12 protein-coding genes and 5 tRNA genes are annotated in these 14,805 nt (G+C 33.4%); 16 read left to right on the top strand and 1 reads right to left on the bottom strand.

The window, feature by feature from the left end:
- Nucleotides 1–24: 24 nt before the first annotated feature.
- The 13 genes from B7R65_RS07510 to B7R65_RS07570 all read left to right on the top strand — a co-directional run bounded on the left by B7R65_RS07510 (nt 25) and on the right by B7R65_RS07570 (nt 11,417).
- Nucleotides 25–99 (top strand) — tRNA-Gln (locus tag B7R65_RS07510).
- Between the two features lie 3 nt (nt 100–102).
- Nucleotides 103–177 (top strand) — tRNA-Gly (locus tag B7R65_RS07515).
- A 6-nt stretch (nt 178–183) separates the two neighbouring features.
- Nucleotides 184–254, top strand: a tRNA-Cys gene (locus B7R65_RS07520).
- A gap of 15 nt (nt 255–269) precedes the next feature.
- Nucleotides 270–354 (top strand) — tRNA-Leu (locus B7R65_RS07525).
- A 100-nt stretch (nt 355–454) separates the two neighbouring features.
- Nucleotides 455–537: transfer RNA gene (locus B7R65_RS07530), tRNA-Leu, on the top strand.
- An 856-nt stretch (nt 538–1,393) separates the two neighbouring features.
- Nucleotides 1,394–2,518: a tRNA epoxyqueuosine(34) reductase QueG gene (gene queG, locus B7R65_RS07535; protein ID WP_088042156.1), complete on the top strand. Its 1,125-nt coding sequence runs from the start codon at nt 1,394–1,396 to the stop codon at nt 2,516–2,518.
- Nucleotides 2,519–2,594: 76 nt separating this feature from the next.
- On the top strand, nt 2,595–3,506 hold the full coding sequence (locus B7R65_RS07540) for an amidase domain-containing protein (RefSeq protein ID WP_088042157.1): 912 nt from the start codon (nt 2,595–2,597) through the stop codon (nt 3,504–3,506).
- 62 nt (nt 3,507–3,568) lie between these two features.
- A complete protein-coding gene (gene trmL / locus B7R65_RS07545; protein ID WP_088042158.1) occupies nt 3,569–4,063 on the top strand; it encodes a tRNA (uridine(34)/cytosine(34)/5-carboxymethylaminomethyluridine(34)-2'-O)-methyltransferase TrmL in 495 nt (164 codons plus the stop codon).
- 563 nt (nt 4,064–4,626) lie between these two features.
- Nucleotides 4,627–6,522, top strand: coding sequence for a PrkA family serine protein kinase (locus B7R65_RS07550; RefSeq protein WP_088042159.1), 1,896 nt, complete (start codon nt 4,627–4,629; stop codon nt 6,520–6,522).
- A gap of 102 nt (nt 6,523–6,624) precedes the next feature.
- Entirely contained in the window at nt 6,625–7,527 is a 903-nt protein-coding gene (locus B7R65_RS07555) for an aldo/keto reductase (RefSeq protein WP_088042160.1), read from the top strand.
- Between the two features lie 277 nt (nt 7,528–7,804).
- Complete coding sequence (yhbH, locus tag B7R65_RS07560) at nt 7,805–8,992, top strand: sporulation protein YhbH (RefSeq protein ID WP_088042161.1); 1,188 nt, start codon at nt 7,805–7,807, stop codon at nt 8,990–8,992.
- A 281-nt stretch (nt 8,993–9,273) separates the two neighbouring features.
- Nucleotides 9,274–9,846 carry a cupin domain-containing protein gene (locus B7R65_RS07565; protein ID WP_088042162.1) on the top strand — a complete coding sequence of 191 codons (573 nt, stop codon included), beginning with the start codon at nt 9,274–9,276 and terminating at the stop codon, nt 9,844–9,846.
- 386 nt (nt 9,847–10,232) lie between these two features.
- On the top strand, nt 10,233–11,417 hold the full coding sequence (locus B7R65_RS07570) for a hypothetical protein (RefSeq protein ID WP_256941208.1): 1,185 nt from the start codon (nt 10,233–10,235) through the stop codon (nt 11,415–11,417).
- 503 nt (nt 11,418–11,920) lie between these two features.
- Here the strand turns inward: B7R65_RS07570 and B7R65_RS07575 are convergent.
- Nucleotides 11,921–12,271 (bottom strand): winged helix-turn-helix transcriptional regulator, encoded by a 351-nt coding sequence (locus B7R65_RS07575; protein WP_088042164.1) that lies wholly within the window; start codon nt 12,269–12,271, stop codon nt 11,921–11,923.
- Between the two features lie 128 nt (nt 12,272–12,399).
- Between B7R65_RS07575 and B7R65_RS07580 the strand changes: the two genes are divergently transcribed.
- The 3 genes from B7R65_RS07580 to B7R65_RS07590 all read left to right on the top strand — a co-directional run bounded on the left by B7R65_RS07580 (nt 12,400) and on the right by B7R65_RS07590 (nt 14,501).
- Nucleotides 12,400–12,948, top strand: coding sequence for an NADPH-dependent FMN reductase (locus tag B7R65_RS07580; RefSeq protein ID WP_088042165.1), 549 nt, complete (start codon nt 12,400–12,402; stop codon nt 12,946–12,948).
- Between the two features lie 334 nt (nt 12,949–13,282).
- Nucleotides 13,283–13,636 carry a DoxX family protein gene (locus tag B7R65_RS07585; protein WP_088042166.1) on the top strand — a complete coding sequence of 118 codons (354 nt, stop codon included), beginning with the start codon at nt 13,283–13,285 and terminating at the stop codon, nt 13,634–13,636.
- Nucleotides 13,637–13,934: 298 nt separating this feature from the next.
- Complete coding sequence (locus B7R65_RS07590) at nt 13,935–14,501, top strand: TVP38/TMEM64 family protein (RefSeq protein ID WP_088042167.1); 567 nt, start codon at nt 13,935–13,937, stop codon at nt 14,499–14,501.
- Nucleotides 14,502–14,805: the final 304 nt, after the last annotated feature.

Raw genomic sequence — 14,805 nt, forward strand, 5'->3', positions numbered from 1 at the left:
AATATAGTAAGTTCTTTATAGTATTGGGCTATAGCCAAGCGGTAAGGCAACGGATTTTGATTCCGTCATGCCCTGGTTCGAATCCAGGTAGCCCAGCCATTTGCGGAAGTAGTTCAGTGGTAGAATACAACCTTGCCAAGGTTGGGGTCGCGGGTTCGAGCCCCGTCTTCCGCTCCAATATACGGCGGTATAGCCAAGTGGTAAGGCAGAGGTCTGCAAAACCTTTATCATCGGTTCAAATCCGGTTACCGCCTTTTAATTTATCCCATGCCGGGGTGGTGGAATGGCAGACACACAGGACTTAAAATCCTGCGGGTGGTGACACCCGTGCCGGTTCGAGTCCGGCCCTCGGTATCACAAAATCCTCTTATTTCGATAAGAGGATTTTATTTATTATTGAACTAATAAGTTGGACAAATCTTTAATGATATACTATAATTATTGTATATCTTTTGGCGGTGTGGTGGAATGGCAGACACGGTAGACTCAAAATCTATTGTCTTCACGGACGTGCAGGTTCAAGTCCTGTCACCGCTATAATTTAACGGAAATAGTGAAAAGAGTTTTGCAGAGATGCAAGACTCTTTTTTAATTAGATCCTATTTGGTATTAAAATGTTGTTTTTTAGAAATATTGTATAATAGATAACTCAGATCCCTTCTGCGTTAAAAAAGGCTGCCAGCACCCCTCAGAGGGACGAGCGAGGGTCTTGTCTGTTCGTCGGAGGATACGAGAGGTTTTTGGGATCTCTTAGTGTTCTTTTTTCATTAGATGATGCTTTTAAAAAGCTTTTTTAAAGTGAACTGTAAATAAAGAAAATGATTTGGAACGTAAGTTGTTAGGACGCAAGTACCTTTTTGTTGAGTATGCTCACTGCCTGCCCCACGGAAAGTGAGCATCCTGGAGTGGTAATCTAAAACCACCATGTACCTAATGGAATTGGTTATGCTTTATTACTCGGTATTTTTACACTTCCTCATAAAATCGAATGGGAAATATTACATAAGCTAAATTTCGACAAAATGTGATTTTCTTCTTGAGTTAATGACATTAGTATGTTAAATTTATTTACAGGTTCACTAATTACTAACTAAATGATACAAATTACCTGATGTTATGAAGGTATATTTTAGTTTGAATTTGAAGCCTTAAAAGCGTAGGGTTAGAGTTTGTTTCTTATCTATAGCTTTAGCACTTATAACTTGATAACAACGCAGTGTATTGATTCCATTGAAGAACGATACATTGCGTTTTTTTATTATTTGCACATTTAGTATGTCTAAAAGTAGATAAATAGTGTATTATCTTTTTATTGTTTTTAAATAGTTAATTTCTTGACTAGAATAATAAAAATACATTGTTATTTTGGGTACAAGGCAATAAGGTGATAAGAATGAACATAAAAGAATTTAAAAAAGAATTGATTAAATATAGTAAAGAAATTGGAATTGATAAAATAGGATTTACAACAGCTGATCCGTTTTTAACATTGAAGGATCGCTTATATAGGCAGCAAGAGTTAAACTATCAATCAGGCTTTGAAACAAAGGATATTGAGCGTAGGGCGGATGCAAGAAAAATTATGAATGAGGCACATTCGATTATAGCAATTGCTTTGGCATATCCGTCAAAAATGAAAGATTCTCCAAAGAGTAAGAAGGGCTCAACTCGAGGGATTTTTTGTAGAGCTTCATGGGGAGAAGATTACCATATCGTTGTTAAGAACAAACTACTTCAACTTGAGTCATTTATTTTATTGCACTATCCGAATACAAAAGTACAATCAATGGTTGATACTGGTGAACTAGTTGATCGAGCAGTAGCGGAACGTGCAGGAATAGGGTGGAGCGCTAAAAACTGTTCAATAATTACGCCTGAATTCGGTTCTTACGTCTATTTAGGAGAAATGATTACATCATTACCATTTGAACCTGATTCTCCAATTGAAGACCAATGTGGAGAATGTACAAAATGTATAGATGTTTGTCCCACAAGTGCTATTGTCGCGCCCGGACAGTTAAATGCTAAAAACTGTATCGCTTTTTTAACTCAATCGAAAGAAATGATCCCTTTAGAATATCGCAAAGAATTCGGTAATCGTATTTATGGATGTGATACTTGTCAGACAATTTGTCCTAAAAATAAAGGTATTAATTTTACACATCATATAGAGATGGAACCTGATCCAGAGACAGTTAAACCATTATTGAGATCAGTTTTGAAGGTAAGTAATAGAGAATTTAAAAATCAATTTGGACAAATGTCAGGTTCTTGGAGAGGGAAAAACCCAATTCAACGAAATGCAATAATTGCTTTAGCGCATTTTAAAGATGAGTCCGCAGTTGTTGATTTGATGGAAATGGCAAAAAATGATGCTAGACCTGTTATTCGTGGTACGGCTATCTGGGCAATTTCCGAAATAGAAGGAAACAAAGGTTTACCGTTTATAAAAGAATGTCTAAAAACTGAATTAGATGCTATTGTAATAGAAGAAATCAATACAGTACTGTCAAAGTAATATTGAATGTAAGGTATAATCTCCCACTTCTCAACATCGTATAGAATAAGGCGAATGTTGAAAAGGGGGGATTTTCTTGTTAAATCGGGATCTTATTGAGAACTATGTAAAGGAACGATTGCAACTTTTTTTTGGTGAAGGACAAAGAAGTCGTCTCATACAAGAAAAAGAATTTTTAGCGATTCAACGTAAGGTGGATTTGTTTTCGCAACGAAATATTTCTTTAGTGAAAGCATATGGAAATCTAGAAGTTACACATAACTGGGAAGAAAATGATATAACGTACTTAAATTATACTTTGCATACGAGATATTTTTTAAAACAAAAGGACTTATATTTTGAAGAAGACCAACAAGAAAGACAGATGGCGATTAGTAATGCGGAAATACTATATGATATAGAGTTTCCAATAGAGGATGAAGACGAATTTTTTGAAATTGAAGAAGATACAAGTATGGAAGAAGAATTAGAACGTAGTAATATATACAATCGGTTTAATGCTGTTAAATATGCAGAGACGTGGTGGGATGGCCATAATAGTGTATACCCTCTTTATGCAAATGACTGTACTAATTTCATTTCTCAATGTCTTAGAGCTGGTGGATTTCAAATGAAGGGTATGCCGAAAGTAGCAGTTGGCTGGTGGTATAAGAATTATTCTACTAGTAGTTATAGTTGGAGAGTAGCACATGCGTTAAGAAAGTACCTTCCAGGATCACAAACCGGAATTAAAGCAGAAGAAGTGGCTAATCCGAAGGAACTAACACTAGGAGATATCATTTTATATGACTTCGAAGGTGATGGAAGATGGAATCATTGTACAATCGTAGTTGCCAAAGATGAAAATGGTGAACCATTAGTGAATGCACATACGCAAAATAGTAGGAAACGATATTGGTCATACTATGACTCGACTGCCTATACAGATAATATCACGTATAAGTTTTTTCATATAATTGATGGATTAAATAATCCTATTAACGATTAATACCAATAATAGTAATGAATTTGGTATAATATAAAGCATTGAAACAATATAGAGGTGAAAAAATGGGAATACATGTTGTATTATATCAACCACAGATTCCAGCAAATACAGGAAATATCGCACGTACTTGTGCAGGAACAGATACAAGTTTACATTTAATTCGTCCATTAGGTTTTTCTACTGACGATAAAATGTTAAAAAGAGCAGGCTTAGATTATTGGGAGCATGTAGACATTCATTATCATGACTCTTTAGATGAGTTATTTTCAAAGTATGAAAATGGGAAATTTTATTTCATAACAAAATTTGGTGAAAAGACATATTCAAATTTTGATTATTCAACTGTGGATGAAGAAATTTTCTTTGTATTTGGAAGAGAAACAACAGGCCTACCGAAGGAATTAATTGAAAAAAATATGGACACTTGTTTAAGAATTCCAATGACAGATCATATTCGCTCATTAAATTTATCAAATACTGCTGCGATTTTAATATACGAAGCTTTAAGACAACAAGATTTTCGTGAGTTATTGAAAGTGAAAGATTATTCTAATTAAAGCAAAAAGTCACCAGTATTGGTGCTTTTTTTGTATGAAAACTTTTAAATAATGAGTAGTATTTAGAAATCGATAAAGTAGAGAATCCACTGCTCACCTCGGAATTATAAGCAACTATATCCAGAAAATAATGAAGTGAGAGAAGGATTGAGGGTTCATCCGAATAAAGTGAGAAACGAATTTTTTGAAAAAAAAGATGCTTCATTAAAACGGATGCGTAAATTTTTAACAAATTCAGGTCCGAATTAAGAAACATCTTGTACTAATTATTTGTTTTTAAGTCCTGGTCTGTCATTATAGCCGCCAGTGAAAATTGCAACTAAAAATGTAGCTGTAACCAATAATATTAGAGCTAATCTCATCAGTATGTATCCTCCCAATTTAAAAAATTGCCATTACCCTAAACTTATTATACAAAAAAAACGTAGAAATATGAAATTAAATTTGTGAATTAAGTCTCGATTAAAAAATATTTTCCCACTTAAGATATAGCATTAGTACGGACATCCTCGCATATCCTTTAATAATCTCTCTTACAGATGAGAAAAAGGAGGTACTTGTCCATGGATATTTTAAAGAAACTTGAGCAGCATCGGGACATGGAACAAAGATTGAAATGGGAAGGCACTTTTGCTGAGTATCTTGAAACATTAAAAGAGGAGCCATGGGTTGCCCAAACTGCACATTCTAGAATATATAATATGATAAAAGACGCAGGTATTGAAGAAGTGAATGGTAAAAAAACCTATAGCTTCTTTAGTAACAACCTATATGGATTAGAAGAAGCCCTAGAGAGACTAGTAGAAGAATATTTCCATCCAGCTGCCAAGAGATTAGATGTTAAAAAACGTATTTTATTACTTATGGGTCCAGTAAGTGGTGGTAAGTCAACACTCGTTACAATGTTAAAGAGAGGCTTAGAAGCTTACTCAAGAACAGAACAAGGTTCTATCTATGCTATTAAAGGTTGCCCAATGCATGAAGATCCATTACATCTTATCCCTAACCATTTAAGAGATGATTTTTTCAAAGAATATGGTATACGAATTGAAGGGAATCTTTCTCCATTAAACTTAATGAGACTTGAACAAGAATATGGTGGAAGAATTGAAGACGTTATGGTTGAGCGTATCTTCTTATCAGAAGATCGTCGAGTAGGTGTTGGAACATTTAGTCCATCTGATCCTAAATCTCAAGATATCGCTGATTTAACAGGTAGTATCGATTTCTCAACAATTGCTCAATTTGGTTCGGAATCCGATCCACGAGCTTATCGCTTTGATGGAGAATTAAACAAGGCAAATCGTGGCATGATGGAATTCCAAGAGATGTTAAAATGTGATGAAAAGTTTTTATGGCACTTACTATCCCTGACGCAAGAAGGAAACTTTAAGGCAGGGCGTTTTGCATTGATATCTGCGGATGAATTGATTATAGCTCATACAAATGAAACAGAGTACAGATCGTTTATTAATAATAAGAAAAATGAAGCTTTACATTCACGTATTATCGTTATGCCAATTCCTTATAATTTAAGGGTAAGTGAGGAAGAGCGGATCTATCAAAAAATGATTTCAGAAAGTGATGTTTCGAATGTGCATATTGCTCCACATACTTTACGAGTAGCAGCAATGTTCACGATTTTAACCCGTTTAAAAGAACCAAAACGTGGCGACATTGATCTAGTTAAAAAAATGCGTTTATATGATGGTGAAATGGTAGAAGGTTATAATACAGTTGATTTGGAAGAGTTGAAGAAAGAATATTTGGATGAAGGTATGCACGGTATTGATCCGCGTTATGTCATTAACCGAATTTCCTCAACGATTATCCGAAAAGAAATTCCTTCTATTAATGCATTAGATGTATTACGTTCATTAAAAGACGGATTAGATCAGCATCCTTCTATCTCGAATGAAGATCGAGAGCGTTATATGAACTTTATTTCGATTGCAAGAAAAGAATATGATGATATCGCCAAACAAGAAGTACAGAAAGCCTTTGTTTACTCGTATGAGGAATCAGCAAAAACGCTTATGGATAATTATCTAGATAACGTAGAGGCTTATTGCAATAAGAACAAATTACGCGATCCATTAACTGGTGAAGAAATGAATCCAGATGAAAAATTAATGCGTTCGATTGAAGAGCAAATTGGTATTTCTGAAAATGCTAAGAAAGCATTCCGTGAAGAAATCTTGATTCGTATTTCTGCTTACGCACGTAAAGGAAAACGATTTGATTATAATTCGCATGAACGTTTAAAAGAAGCAATCCAAAAGAAACTTTTTTCGGATCTGAAGGATGTTGTTAAAATTACGACGTCCACTAAAACGCCTGATGAGCGTCAATTAAAGAAAATCAATGATGTGGTAAGTCGCTTAATTGATGAGTATGGATATAATTCTACATCAGCAAATGAACTTCTACGTTACGTAGGTTCTTTACTTAACCGTTAAATATGTAAAACGGCTATCATTTTGATAGCCGTTTTCTTTTGCAATTAGGATTGTATAATTTATAATAAGATAAAGATTTAATAAGAAAGGTGGTTGCCTAAATTGAAGAGAATACAGCTAGCTGAAGACTTAGAGTTTTCACAAATTATCCATGGCTTATGGCGCTTATCTGAGTGGAATATGACGACCAAGCAATTAGTTACATTTATTGAAGAATGTATAGAATTAGGGATTACAACATTTGATCATGCTGATATTTATGGTGGTTATACATGTGAGGAGATTTTTGGGAAAGCGTTAGCATTCAAACCAGAGCTTCGTGAAAAAATCCAAATTGTTACTAAGTGTGGAATTAAACTAAAATCAGCAAAATTTCCAGAACTAAAAATGAATCATTATGATACGAGTAAAGAACATATTTTAATGAGTGTAAATAACTCACTAAAGAATCTTCAAACAGACTATATCGATTTACTCTTAATACATAGGCCAAATCCTTTTATGGATCCAAAAGAAGTTGCTGAAGCTTTTAATCAACTTCAATCAGAAGGAAAAGTGCGTCATTTTGGAGTATCAAACTTTTTACCATCTCAATTCAATATGTTACAAGAACATCTTAATACACCGTTAGTGACAAACCAAATTGAGGTTTCACCAATGCAATTAGAACATTTTGAAAAAGGCACTGTAGACCTATTGCTTGAAAAAGGTATTGCACCTATGATTTGGTCTCCACTTGCAGGTGGACAAATATTCACAAGCCAAACTGACAAGGCCGAAAGTATTCGTACGATGCTGGGTGAAATTGCTGCTGAAATAGGGGCAAACTCAATCGATGAAGTAATGTATTCTTGGATACTGGCTCATCCCGCAAATATGATGCCGATTGTTGGATCGGGGAAAATTGAACGTGTAAGAACAGCAGTAGAATCGTCTCGATTAAGTATGACTGCAGAGCAATGGTTACGGATTTATGTTGCTGGAATGGGTCACTCATTACCATAAAAAAAAATAAAAAGAAGTGTTTATCCTAAAACGGAAGACACTTCTTTTTTATTTCACAAATATATTTTTTATAGTCTTGTCCTATTTTCTGAAAAAATGGGTGCAAAAAATAGAAGAAACATTGTCAATAATTGTGTCCTCTTGCATATGATAGAGTAATCCATAAAAAAGGGTAGAATTTCACCTACCGATTTAGTGTATGCATTTGTGTATAAGTGTGTGACGATTTTTTTTATTTTAAAGAATAAATACAACTAGAGTAAGGGAGGGAAAGAAAATGAGTAATGAAAATATAGAACAAAAGCATAATTTTACCATTTCACAGGAAGACTGGACCCTCCATCGTAAAGGACATGACGATCAACAAAGACATCAAGAAAAAGTGCAAGAGGCTATTAAAAAGAATTTAGCCGATTTAATTACAGAAGAAAGTATCATCATGTCAAACGGGCGAGATGTAGTAAAAATCCCTATTCGTTCACTAGATGAATACAAGATTAGATATAACTATGATAAAAATAAACACGTTGGTCAAGGGACTGGAGACAGTAAAGTTGGCGATGTAGTAGCAAGAGATGGATCACAAGGTGGCCAGCCACAAAAAGGTGCTGGTAAAGGGCAAGGTGCTGGTAAGGAATCAGGAGAAGACTATTACGAGGCAGAGGTTTCACTAATGGAATTAGAGGAAGCTCTATTTAGTCAGTTAGAATTACCAGATTTAAAAAGAAAAGAACAAGACTTAAATACTGTCGAAAATATTGAGTTTAATGATATCCGAAAAACTGGTCTAATGGGTAATATCGATAAAAAACGTACGATGATGTCAGCATTTAAACGAAATGCAATGAGTGGTACACCTTCCTTTTATCCAATTTCACCAGAAGACTTAAAATTCCGTACATGGAATGAGATAAGAAAACCTGAATCCAAAGCTGTCGTGCTAGCCATGATGGATACGAGCGGAAGTATGGGCTTATGGGAAAAGTATATGGCTCGAAGTTTCTTCTTTTGGATGACTAGATTTTTAAGAACGAAATATGAATCTGTTGATATTGAATTTATTGCTCATCATACAGAAGCAAAGGTTGTTAGTGAGGAAGAATTTTTCACCAAAGGAGAGAGCGGGGGAACAATCTGTTCATCTGCTTATCGAAAAGCATTAGAAGTGATCGAGTACAAATATTCACCAGAGCGTTATAATATTTATCCATTCCATTTCTCTGATGGTGATAATTTAACATCAGACAATGCACGATGCGTGAAGTTAGTTCAGGAATTAATGAAAGTAAGTAATATGTTCGGATATGGAGAAGTAAACCAATACAATCGTCATTCCACTCTAATGTCTGCATATAAAAACTTAAATGATGAAAAATTCCGCTATTATATCTTAAAGCAGAAATCTGATGTGTTCCATTCGATGAAGAGCTTTTTTAAACAGGAGCATGAGAAAGCTGCGAAATAATGTGTGGGTATAAAGAGTTAAAAGGAGTGCGGAATTCATAGAAAGTGAGAAACCAGAAAAGCCCTAATGAGGGTTTTTCTGGTTTTTTGTCATATATTGATTAAGTATAATTGATGAGATAGAATAGGCTATTCCACAAATAGGTAGTCTAACTCACCTTTGATTTTGTATTAATAATTGATACAACTAAATAGTTTAGTTTAACAAAGAGTCTAAGTACATTACATATACACAGTGCATAGGATAGTTTAATAAGCTATGGCAGTGAAGGGATTGATAAAATGAATTATGCTCCAAATATGTATCCATATCAATATCATTATCCTTATTATTATTATGTACCACTGTATAACCATAATAGACAGTTTGGTTACTGGACTAATCCTTTTGGGGTGGAATACGTAAACAGATATGGCTTTTTTCAACCATCGAGTGGTGATGTCAGCATTATGTTAAAAGATTATGGAGCAAAACCGTTTGTGGTTAATATCAATGAAGCTACTAAACAAAACAATACGTACCGTACTGCATTATGGACTGGAACGCACTTGCAAGTTACCTTAATGAGTCTCAATGTTGGCGAAGATATAGGTTTGGAAATACACCCCAATGTTGATCAATTCTTACGTGTTGAACAGGGGCAGGGGATAGTTCAAATGGGAAAGAGTAAAGATAAGTTAGATTTTAAAAGTAATGTCAATGATGATACTGCAATAATGGTACCTGCTGGAACATGGCACAATGTAATCAATATAGGGAATACTCCGTTAAAACTTTACTCAATATACGCACCTCCTAATCATCCATTCGGTACTATTCATGTAACCAAAGCAGATGCAATGACTGAGGAATGAAGTAAAAGTCATTACAAGCTTGGTTTATTACATCTTAAAGCAGAAATCTGATGGTTCCATTCGATGAAGAGTTTCTTTACACGAGAGCATGAGAAAGCAGCGAAATAGAAGCATAAAAATGGAAGTACTAAAGTAAATAGATCGTAAGGAAACAGAAAAGCCCAATAGAGGGTTTTTCTGTTTTTATTGTCATAAAGAAATTGATGATTAATTATTTTTATAACAAGTGGACAGATGGCTTGATAGTGATGGTACGAAATGTGAGGTTAGAAAAAATACATAAAAATCTCTTATTTTCATTTTCCTTTCATAATTATATGGGAATATAATTTTGTAATTTAAATCAAGTTGAAAGGAATTTAAATATGGTAACTAACGAAAATAAAATGAAAGTTTTACTTAGTAAGGTTCCAGAAGTTACTATTTTCTTCTGGATAATCAAAGTTTTATGTACGACCGTCGGTGAAACATTTGCTGATTTTCTGAATTTTAACCTTGGATTTGGTTTAGGACGCACTACTTTAATTATGGGAATTGCATTTTTAATCGCATTGTTTTTTCAGTTCAAAGCAACTAAATATGTTTCAAGCATCTATTGGATTACAGTTGTACTGATAAGTGTATTTGGAACACTGGTAACTGATAATTTGACAGACGCAATGGGAGTTCCACTCGAGACTAGTACAATAGTTTTCTCAGTGTTACTAGGATTAACTTTTATTCTTTGGTATCTTAGTGAAAAAACACTTTCAATACACTCAATTTTCACAAGAAAAAGGGAAGTTTTTTATTGGCTTGCCATTCTTTTCACATTTGCACTTGGAACGGCAGTCGGAGATTTATATTCAGAACAATTAGGTTTTGGCTATTTTAACACGGGAATAACAGTTATTATTATCATACTTTGTGTATTTTTTGCATGGAAATTCTTAAAGCTTGATGGTATTTTAGCTTTTTGGGTTGCGTATATTCTTACTCGACCACTCGGAGCTTCATTAGGTGACTACCTATCCCAACCAAAGGTTAATGGCGGATTAGGATTAGGGACAACAGTTACTAGTGCAATTTTTCTTATAGCAATTTTAGCGATAATCGTTTTCCTTGCCGTTACAAAAATTGATATATCAGCTAAAAATGAATCAGCAGATACAAGTGAAGCAAATAGAAGCAGGAAAAATGTTTTAATACAAACTATTGCAGTACTTTGTATCTTCTTAGTTGCAGGTGTTGGCGGATACGTTTGGCGCAGTAATAATCTAGCTTCGCAAACTAATACTTCTCAAACTACATTAGCTGGACAACTAACTGATTTTGTTAAAATTGAAAATGATATGCTAAAAGATGTGAATTCAAAAGACTTTACTACAGCTAAAAAAGGTGCCGACAATTTAGAACATCAGTGGGATACATCAGAGGCTAAACTTAGAAATACAGATGGTAAAACTTGGACCAAAATTGATGGAACTATTGACGTTGTATTAGCTGCGGTTCGTAATTCAAATCCTGATACAAGCAAGTGTAAAACTGCACTAAACAATTCGCTTAGTGTAATAAACGGAGCAAATAAATAATCACTTTAGGAATCGCTACTAGCGGTTCCTTTTTGGGTATGAGGATAAAGTGCATTTGGAGGGTGGGATTGCTGCATTTGTATATTTTAAAGCAAGTGTAGCAATAAATTATAGATAAATAGACTTAATAAAATCATCCAAATATGATTCTTTAATAACGATATAGATTTAACAATTTAGAATAAACTCTTGATCTATTGAACAATAATAGGACAAATTCGTTAGCGAATTTGTCCTTAAAATACTTAATAATGTAGTATATTTCTTATTTAACTAACAATCAAACAGGTGTACAAAACCAGATAGAAACAATAACATTGTTGCTATAAATATTGTCAGATGCAGTTAATCTTGATTGAGTTCAATGGTTAGCTACGAAAGATAATAGTAATATTCAAGATTTCTTGTAGTATGAATATTATGGAGTAGCTAATCAATTTTATTAAGACGACTAAAGCCAATCCAAGCCAAGATATGGTTCTAAACTGAATAATGGATAAATATTATTTACTTCTTACTTCTTCCCCATAAAGCTCCTTTAAGTGTACTAGATGAGATGTTCCCCAATGGTGCATTGATTCTAAAAGAGGCATTAAACCTTTGCCGTATTTAGAAATTGAATATTCAACTTTAGGTGGAATTTGAGCATATACTTTACGATTGATAATATCGTGATATTCTAATTCTCTAAGTTGTGTAGTCAGCATCTTTTTTGTAATTTCAGGTACTAATCGTTGTAGTTCACTAAAGCGTAATGTTTCATTTTCAATAATATGAAATAGTATGACAGGTTTCCATTTTCCCACAAGTATATCTAAAGCTGTTTCAATCGTTCCCGCACATTCTTTAGCCATTTAATTACCTCCCGCTAATGGTTTCTTTTTGTATACTATGTCACATTAAAGTGTCTACTTCTAAATTAGTTTCTTTGGGATTATTATAACAGTAGTAATAAATTTTAAACAAGGAGGATGAAGAAACAATGTCAAATGGAAATCTTACAATTGGAATTATTTTAGGAAGTACGCGACAAGGAAGAGTTAGCCCTCAAGTTGGTGAATGGGTGAAAGGGATTGCTGAACAACGTGGTGATGCTAATTATGAAATAGTCGATATTGCTGAATTCAATTTACCATTTCTAGGAACAACTGATGGAACAGAGCCAGGAATTAAAGCTTGGTCTGAAAAACTAACTAGTTTAGATGGATTTGTTTTTGTAGTCCAAGAGTATAACCATAGTATTTCAGGAGCATTGAAAAATGCGATTGATTTTGCAAGAGATGAATGGGCGAATAAGGCAGCAGGTATTGTAAGCTACGGTTCAACAGGTGGTGCTCGAGCAGCTGAGCATCTACGTGGCATCCTAGGAGAAGTACAAATTGCAGACGTAAGGGTTCATCCAACATTTTCTTTATTCACAGATTTTGAGAACTTTACTACGTTTAAACCATCAGATTTACATAAAAAAAATGTCAATGATATGCTGAAACAAGTTGTGGCTTGGAGTGGAGCATTAAAAACGTTACGATAAAATTGATTTGAAGGAAAGAGGGATACATTTTTATCTCTCTTTCTTTTTTAGTTTTCGTAAAAATTTATTGCAGGAGTCTCGTATCTTCAGATCCTATCAATTTCTTTTTGCAGTAACAAAACCTATAACAAATCAACGCTGTATAGGAGAATAGCCTTTTATTTATTAAATATTGTATTAATTTCCCCATCATTCCTTAAGGTATCCTTTTGTATACTATGACACATTATAGTAACTACTTCTAATAATTAGTTATAGATAATATAATTTCTTTAGGTATTAAAATGAAACCAAAATGATTAAACAAACTCATTTAATAAGGAGGGGTTATTTTATGAATATCGCCTTATGGATTGTTCAAATAATTTTAGCATTAATGTTTTTGATGGCTGGGTTAACGAAAGCATTTCAATATGAAAAAGCGAAATCAAGCTTACCTTGGGTAAAAGATTATTCAAAGGGTTTTGTTACATTTATCGGCATTTCAGAATTACTTGGAGCAATTGGATTAATTATACCTTTTGCAACAGGAATCGCACCGATATTAACACCAATTGCTGCTTTAGCACTTGGATTGGTCATGCTTTTTGCTGCTGTGTTTCATGCGAAGAGAAAAGAAAATGCGGCAATAGGAATGAATATTATTCTAATTGCGTTAGCAATATTTGTGGCAATTGGTCGTTGGTAAGAGCGGAAATAATTTGGACCCCATCAATAGTTATTGGTTAAGTTTCCCTTTTTAATGGAAAGCAGTTTGGATGATTCAATAGAGAAAAAGGTGCGCAATTTGCTCACCTTTTTTTGTGTAAAAAACACTGAAAATTAATTAAGTTGAATAATACATACGAAATAGATAATGCTATATATTAAATGGAAAATATTTGGATTTTACTATGTGGAGTAATTAATATAGTGTGAATGTTGTAGACTTAAATCGATAAGCTAAGATTTTTGTAACCGGATTAATCATTATTTAGGAGAAAATTATGACATTTGATGATATTGCCCAATTACTGATTACTTATAAAGATTATGCCATTGTATTAAGCATCTTAATTAATATACTGATCAGCATAATTGGGGTAGTTCCTAGCTGGTTTCTTACAGCAATTAATATTAAACTTTTTGGGATAACAGGTGGTTTTTTAGTATCTTATATTGGAGAACTCTCTGGAACGATGGTTGCTTTCTTTTTATATAGATTTGGATTTCAAAATAGATTTAAGAAAAATTCAAGTAAATTTAAGTATTTACAAAAGCTTTTAAGTTTAGAAGGTAAAGAGTCTTTTTACGCGGTTCTTTCTTTACGTTTAATTCCATTTATACCATCTAGTTTAATTACTTTATTTGCTGCGTTTGGAAAAGTTACATTAAAAAATTTCTTTTTGGCCAGTTTGATTGGTAAAATACCAGTTTTAATCCTTGAAACATATTCTGTAAATCAAGTATTAGAATTCACTTTGTTTGGTAAAATCCTAATCTGCATAATTTTAGCTGGAATAATTATTTATTTTTATAAAAATAGAACTAAAGTATTTGGAAATAGTAATTAATCCTATTGGGAGATATAAAAAATAAGATTTAATCTGTGTTAATCAACTAACACGGCTTGGGATAATGTGAGTAGATACAAATGTAGTTCTAAATTCGTAGAAAATGAGAAACAGAAAAGCCAAGTAAAGCTATTTCTGTTTTTTTGTTTGTTTTAAGTTAAAATAGATGTCTTTTGAATAGATCATCCTTTACTTTAAACACTTAATGTTCCATAAAGTTACAAATTTGTCCTAATATGTCGTATTAATTTTTCATTGTATTTTCACTTTTCTTTTGTATGTTATCTATTAATCGGAATTAAGA

The organism is Bacillus sp. EAC (assembly GCF_002156875.1).
Taxonomy (GTDB): domain Bacteria; phylum Bacillota; class Bacilli; order Bacillales; family Bacillaceae_G; genus Gottfriedia.

Coding starts and splice junctions, on each gene's coding strand:
- queG (WP_088042156.1), top strand. CDS start 1,394: ATGAACATAAAAGAATTTAAAAAAGAATTGATTAAATATAGTAAAGAA.
- trmL (WP_088042158.1), top strand. CDS start 3,569: ATGGGAATACATGTTGTATTATATCAACCACAGATTCCAGCAAATACA.
- B7R65_RS07550 (WP_088042159.1), top strand. CDS start 4,627: ATGGATATTTTAAAGAAACTTGAGCAGCATCGGGACATGGAACAAAGA.
- yhbH (WP_088042161.1), top strand. CDS start 7,805: ATGAGTAATGAAAATATAGAACAAAAGCATAATTTTACCATTTCACAG.
- B7R65_RS07565 (WP_088042162.1), top strand. CDS start 9,274: ATGAATTATGCTCCAAATATGTATCCATATCAATATCATTATCCTTAT.
- B7R65_RS07570 (WP_256941208.1), top strand. CDS start 10,233: ATGAAAGTTTTACTTAGTAAGGTTCCAGAAGTTACTATTTTCTTCTGG.
- B7R65_RS07575 (WP_088042164.1), bottom strand. CDS start 12,271: ATGGCTAAAGAATGTGCGGGAACGATTGAAACAGCTTTAGATATACTT.
- B7R65_RS07580 (WP_088042165.1), top strand. CDS start 12,400: ATGTCAAATGGAAATCTTACAATTGGAATTATTTTAGGAAGTACGCGA.
- B7R65_RS07585 (WP_088042166.1), top strand. CDS start 13,283: ATGAATATCGCCTTATGGATTGTTCAAATAATTTTAGCATTAATGTTT.
- B7R65_RS07590 (WP_088042167.1), top strand. CDS start 13,935: ATGACATTTGATGATATTGCCCAATTACTGATTACTTATAAAGATTAT.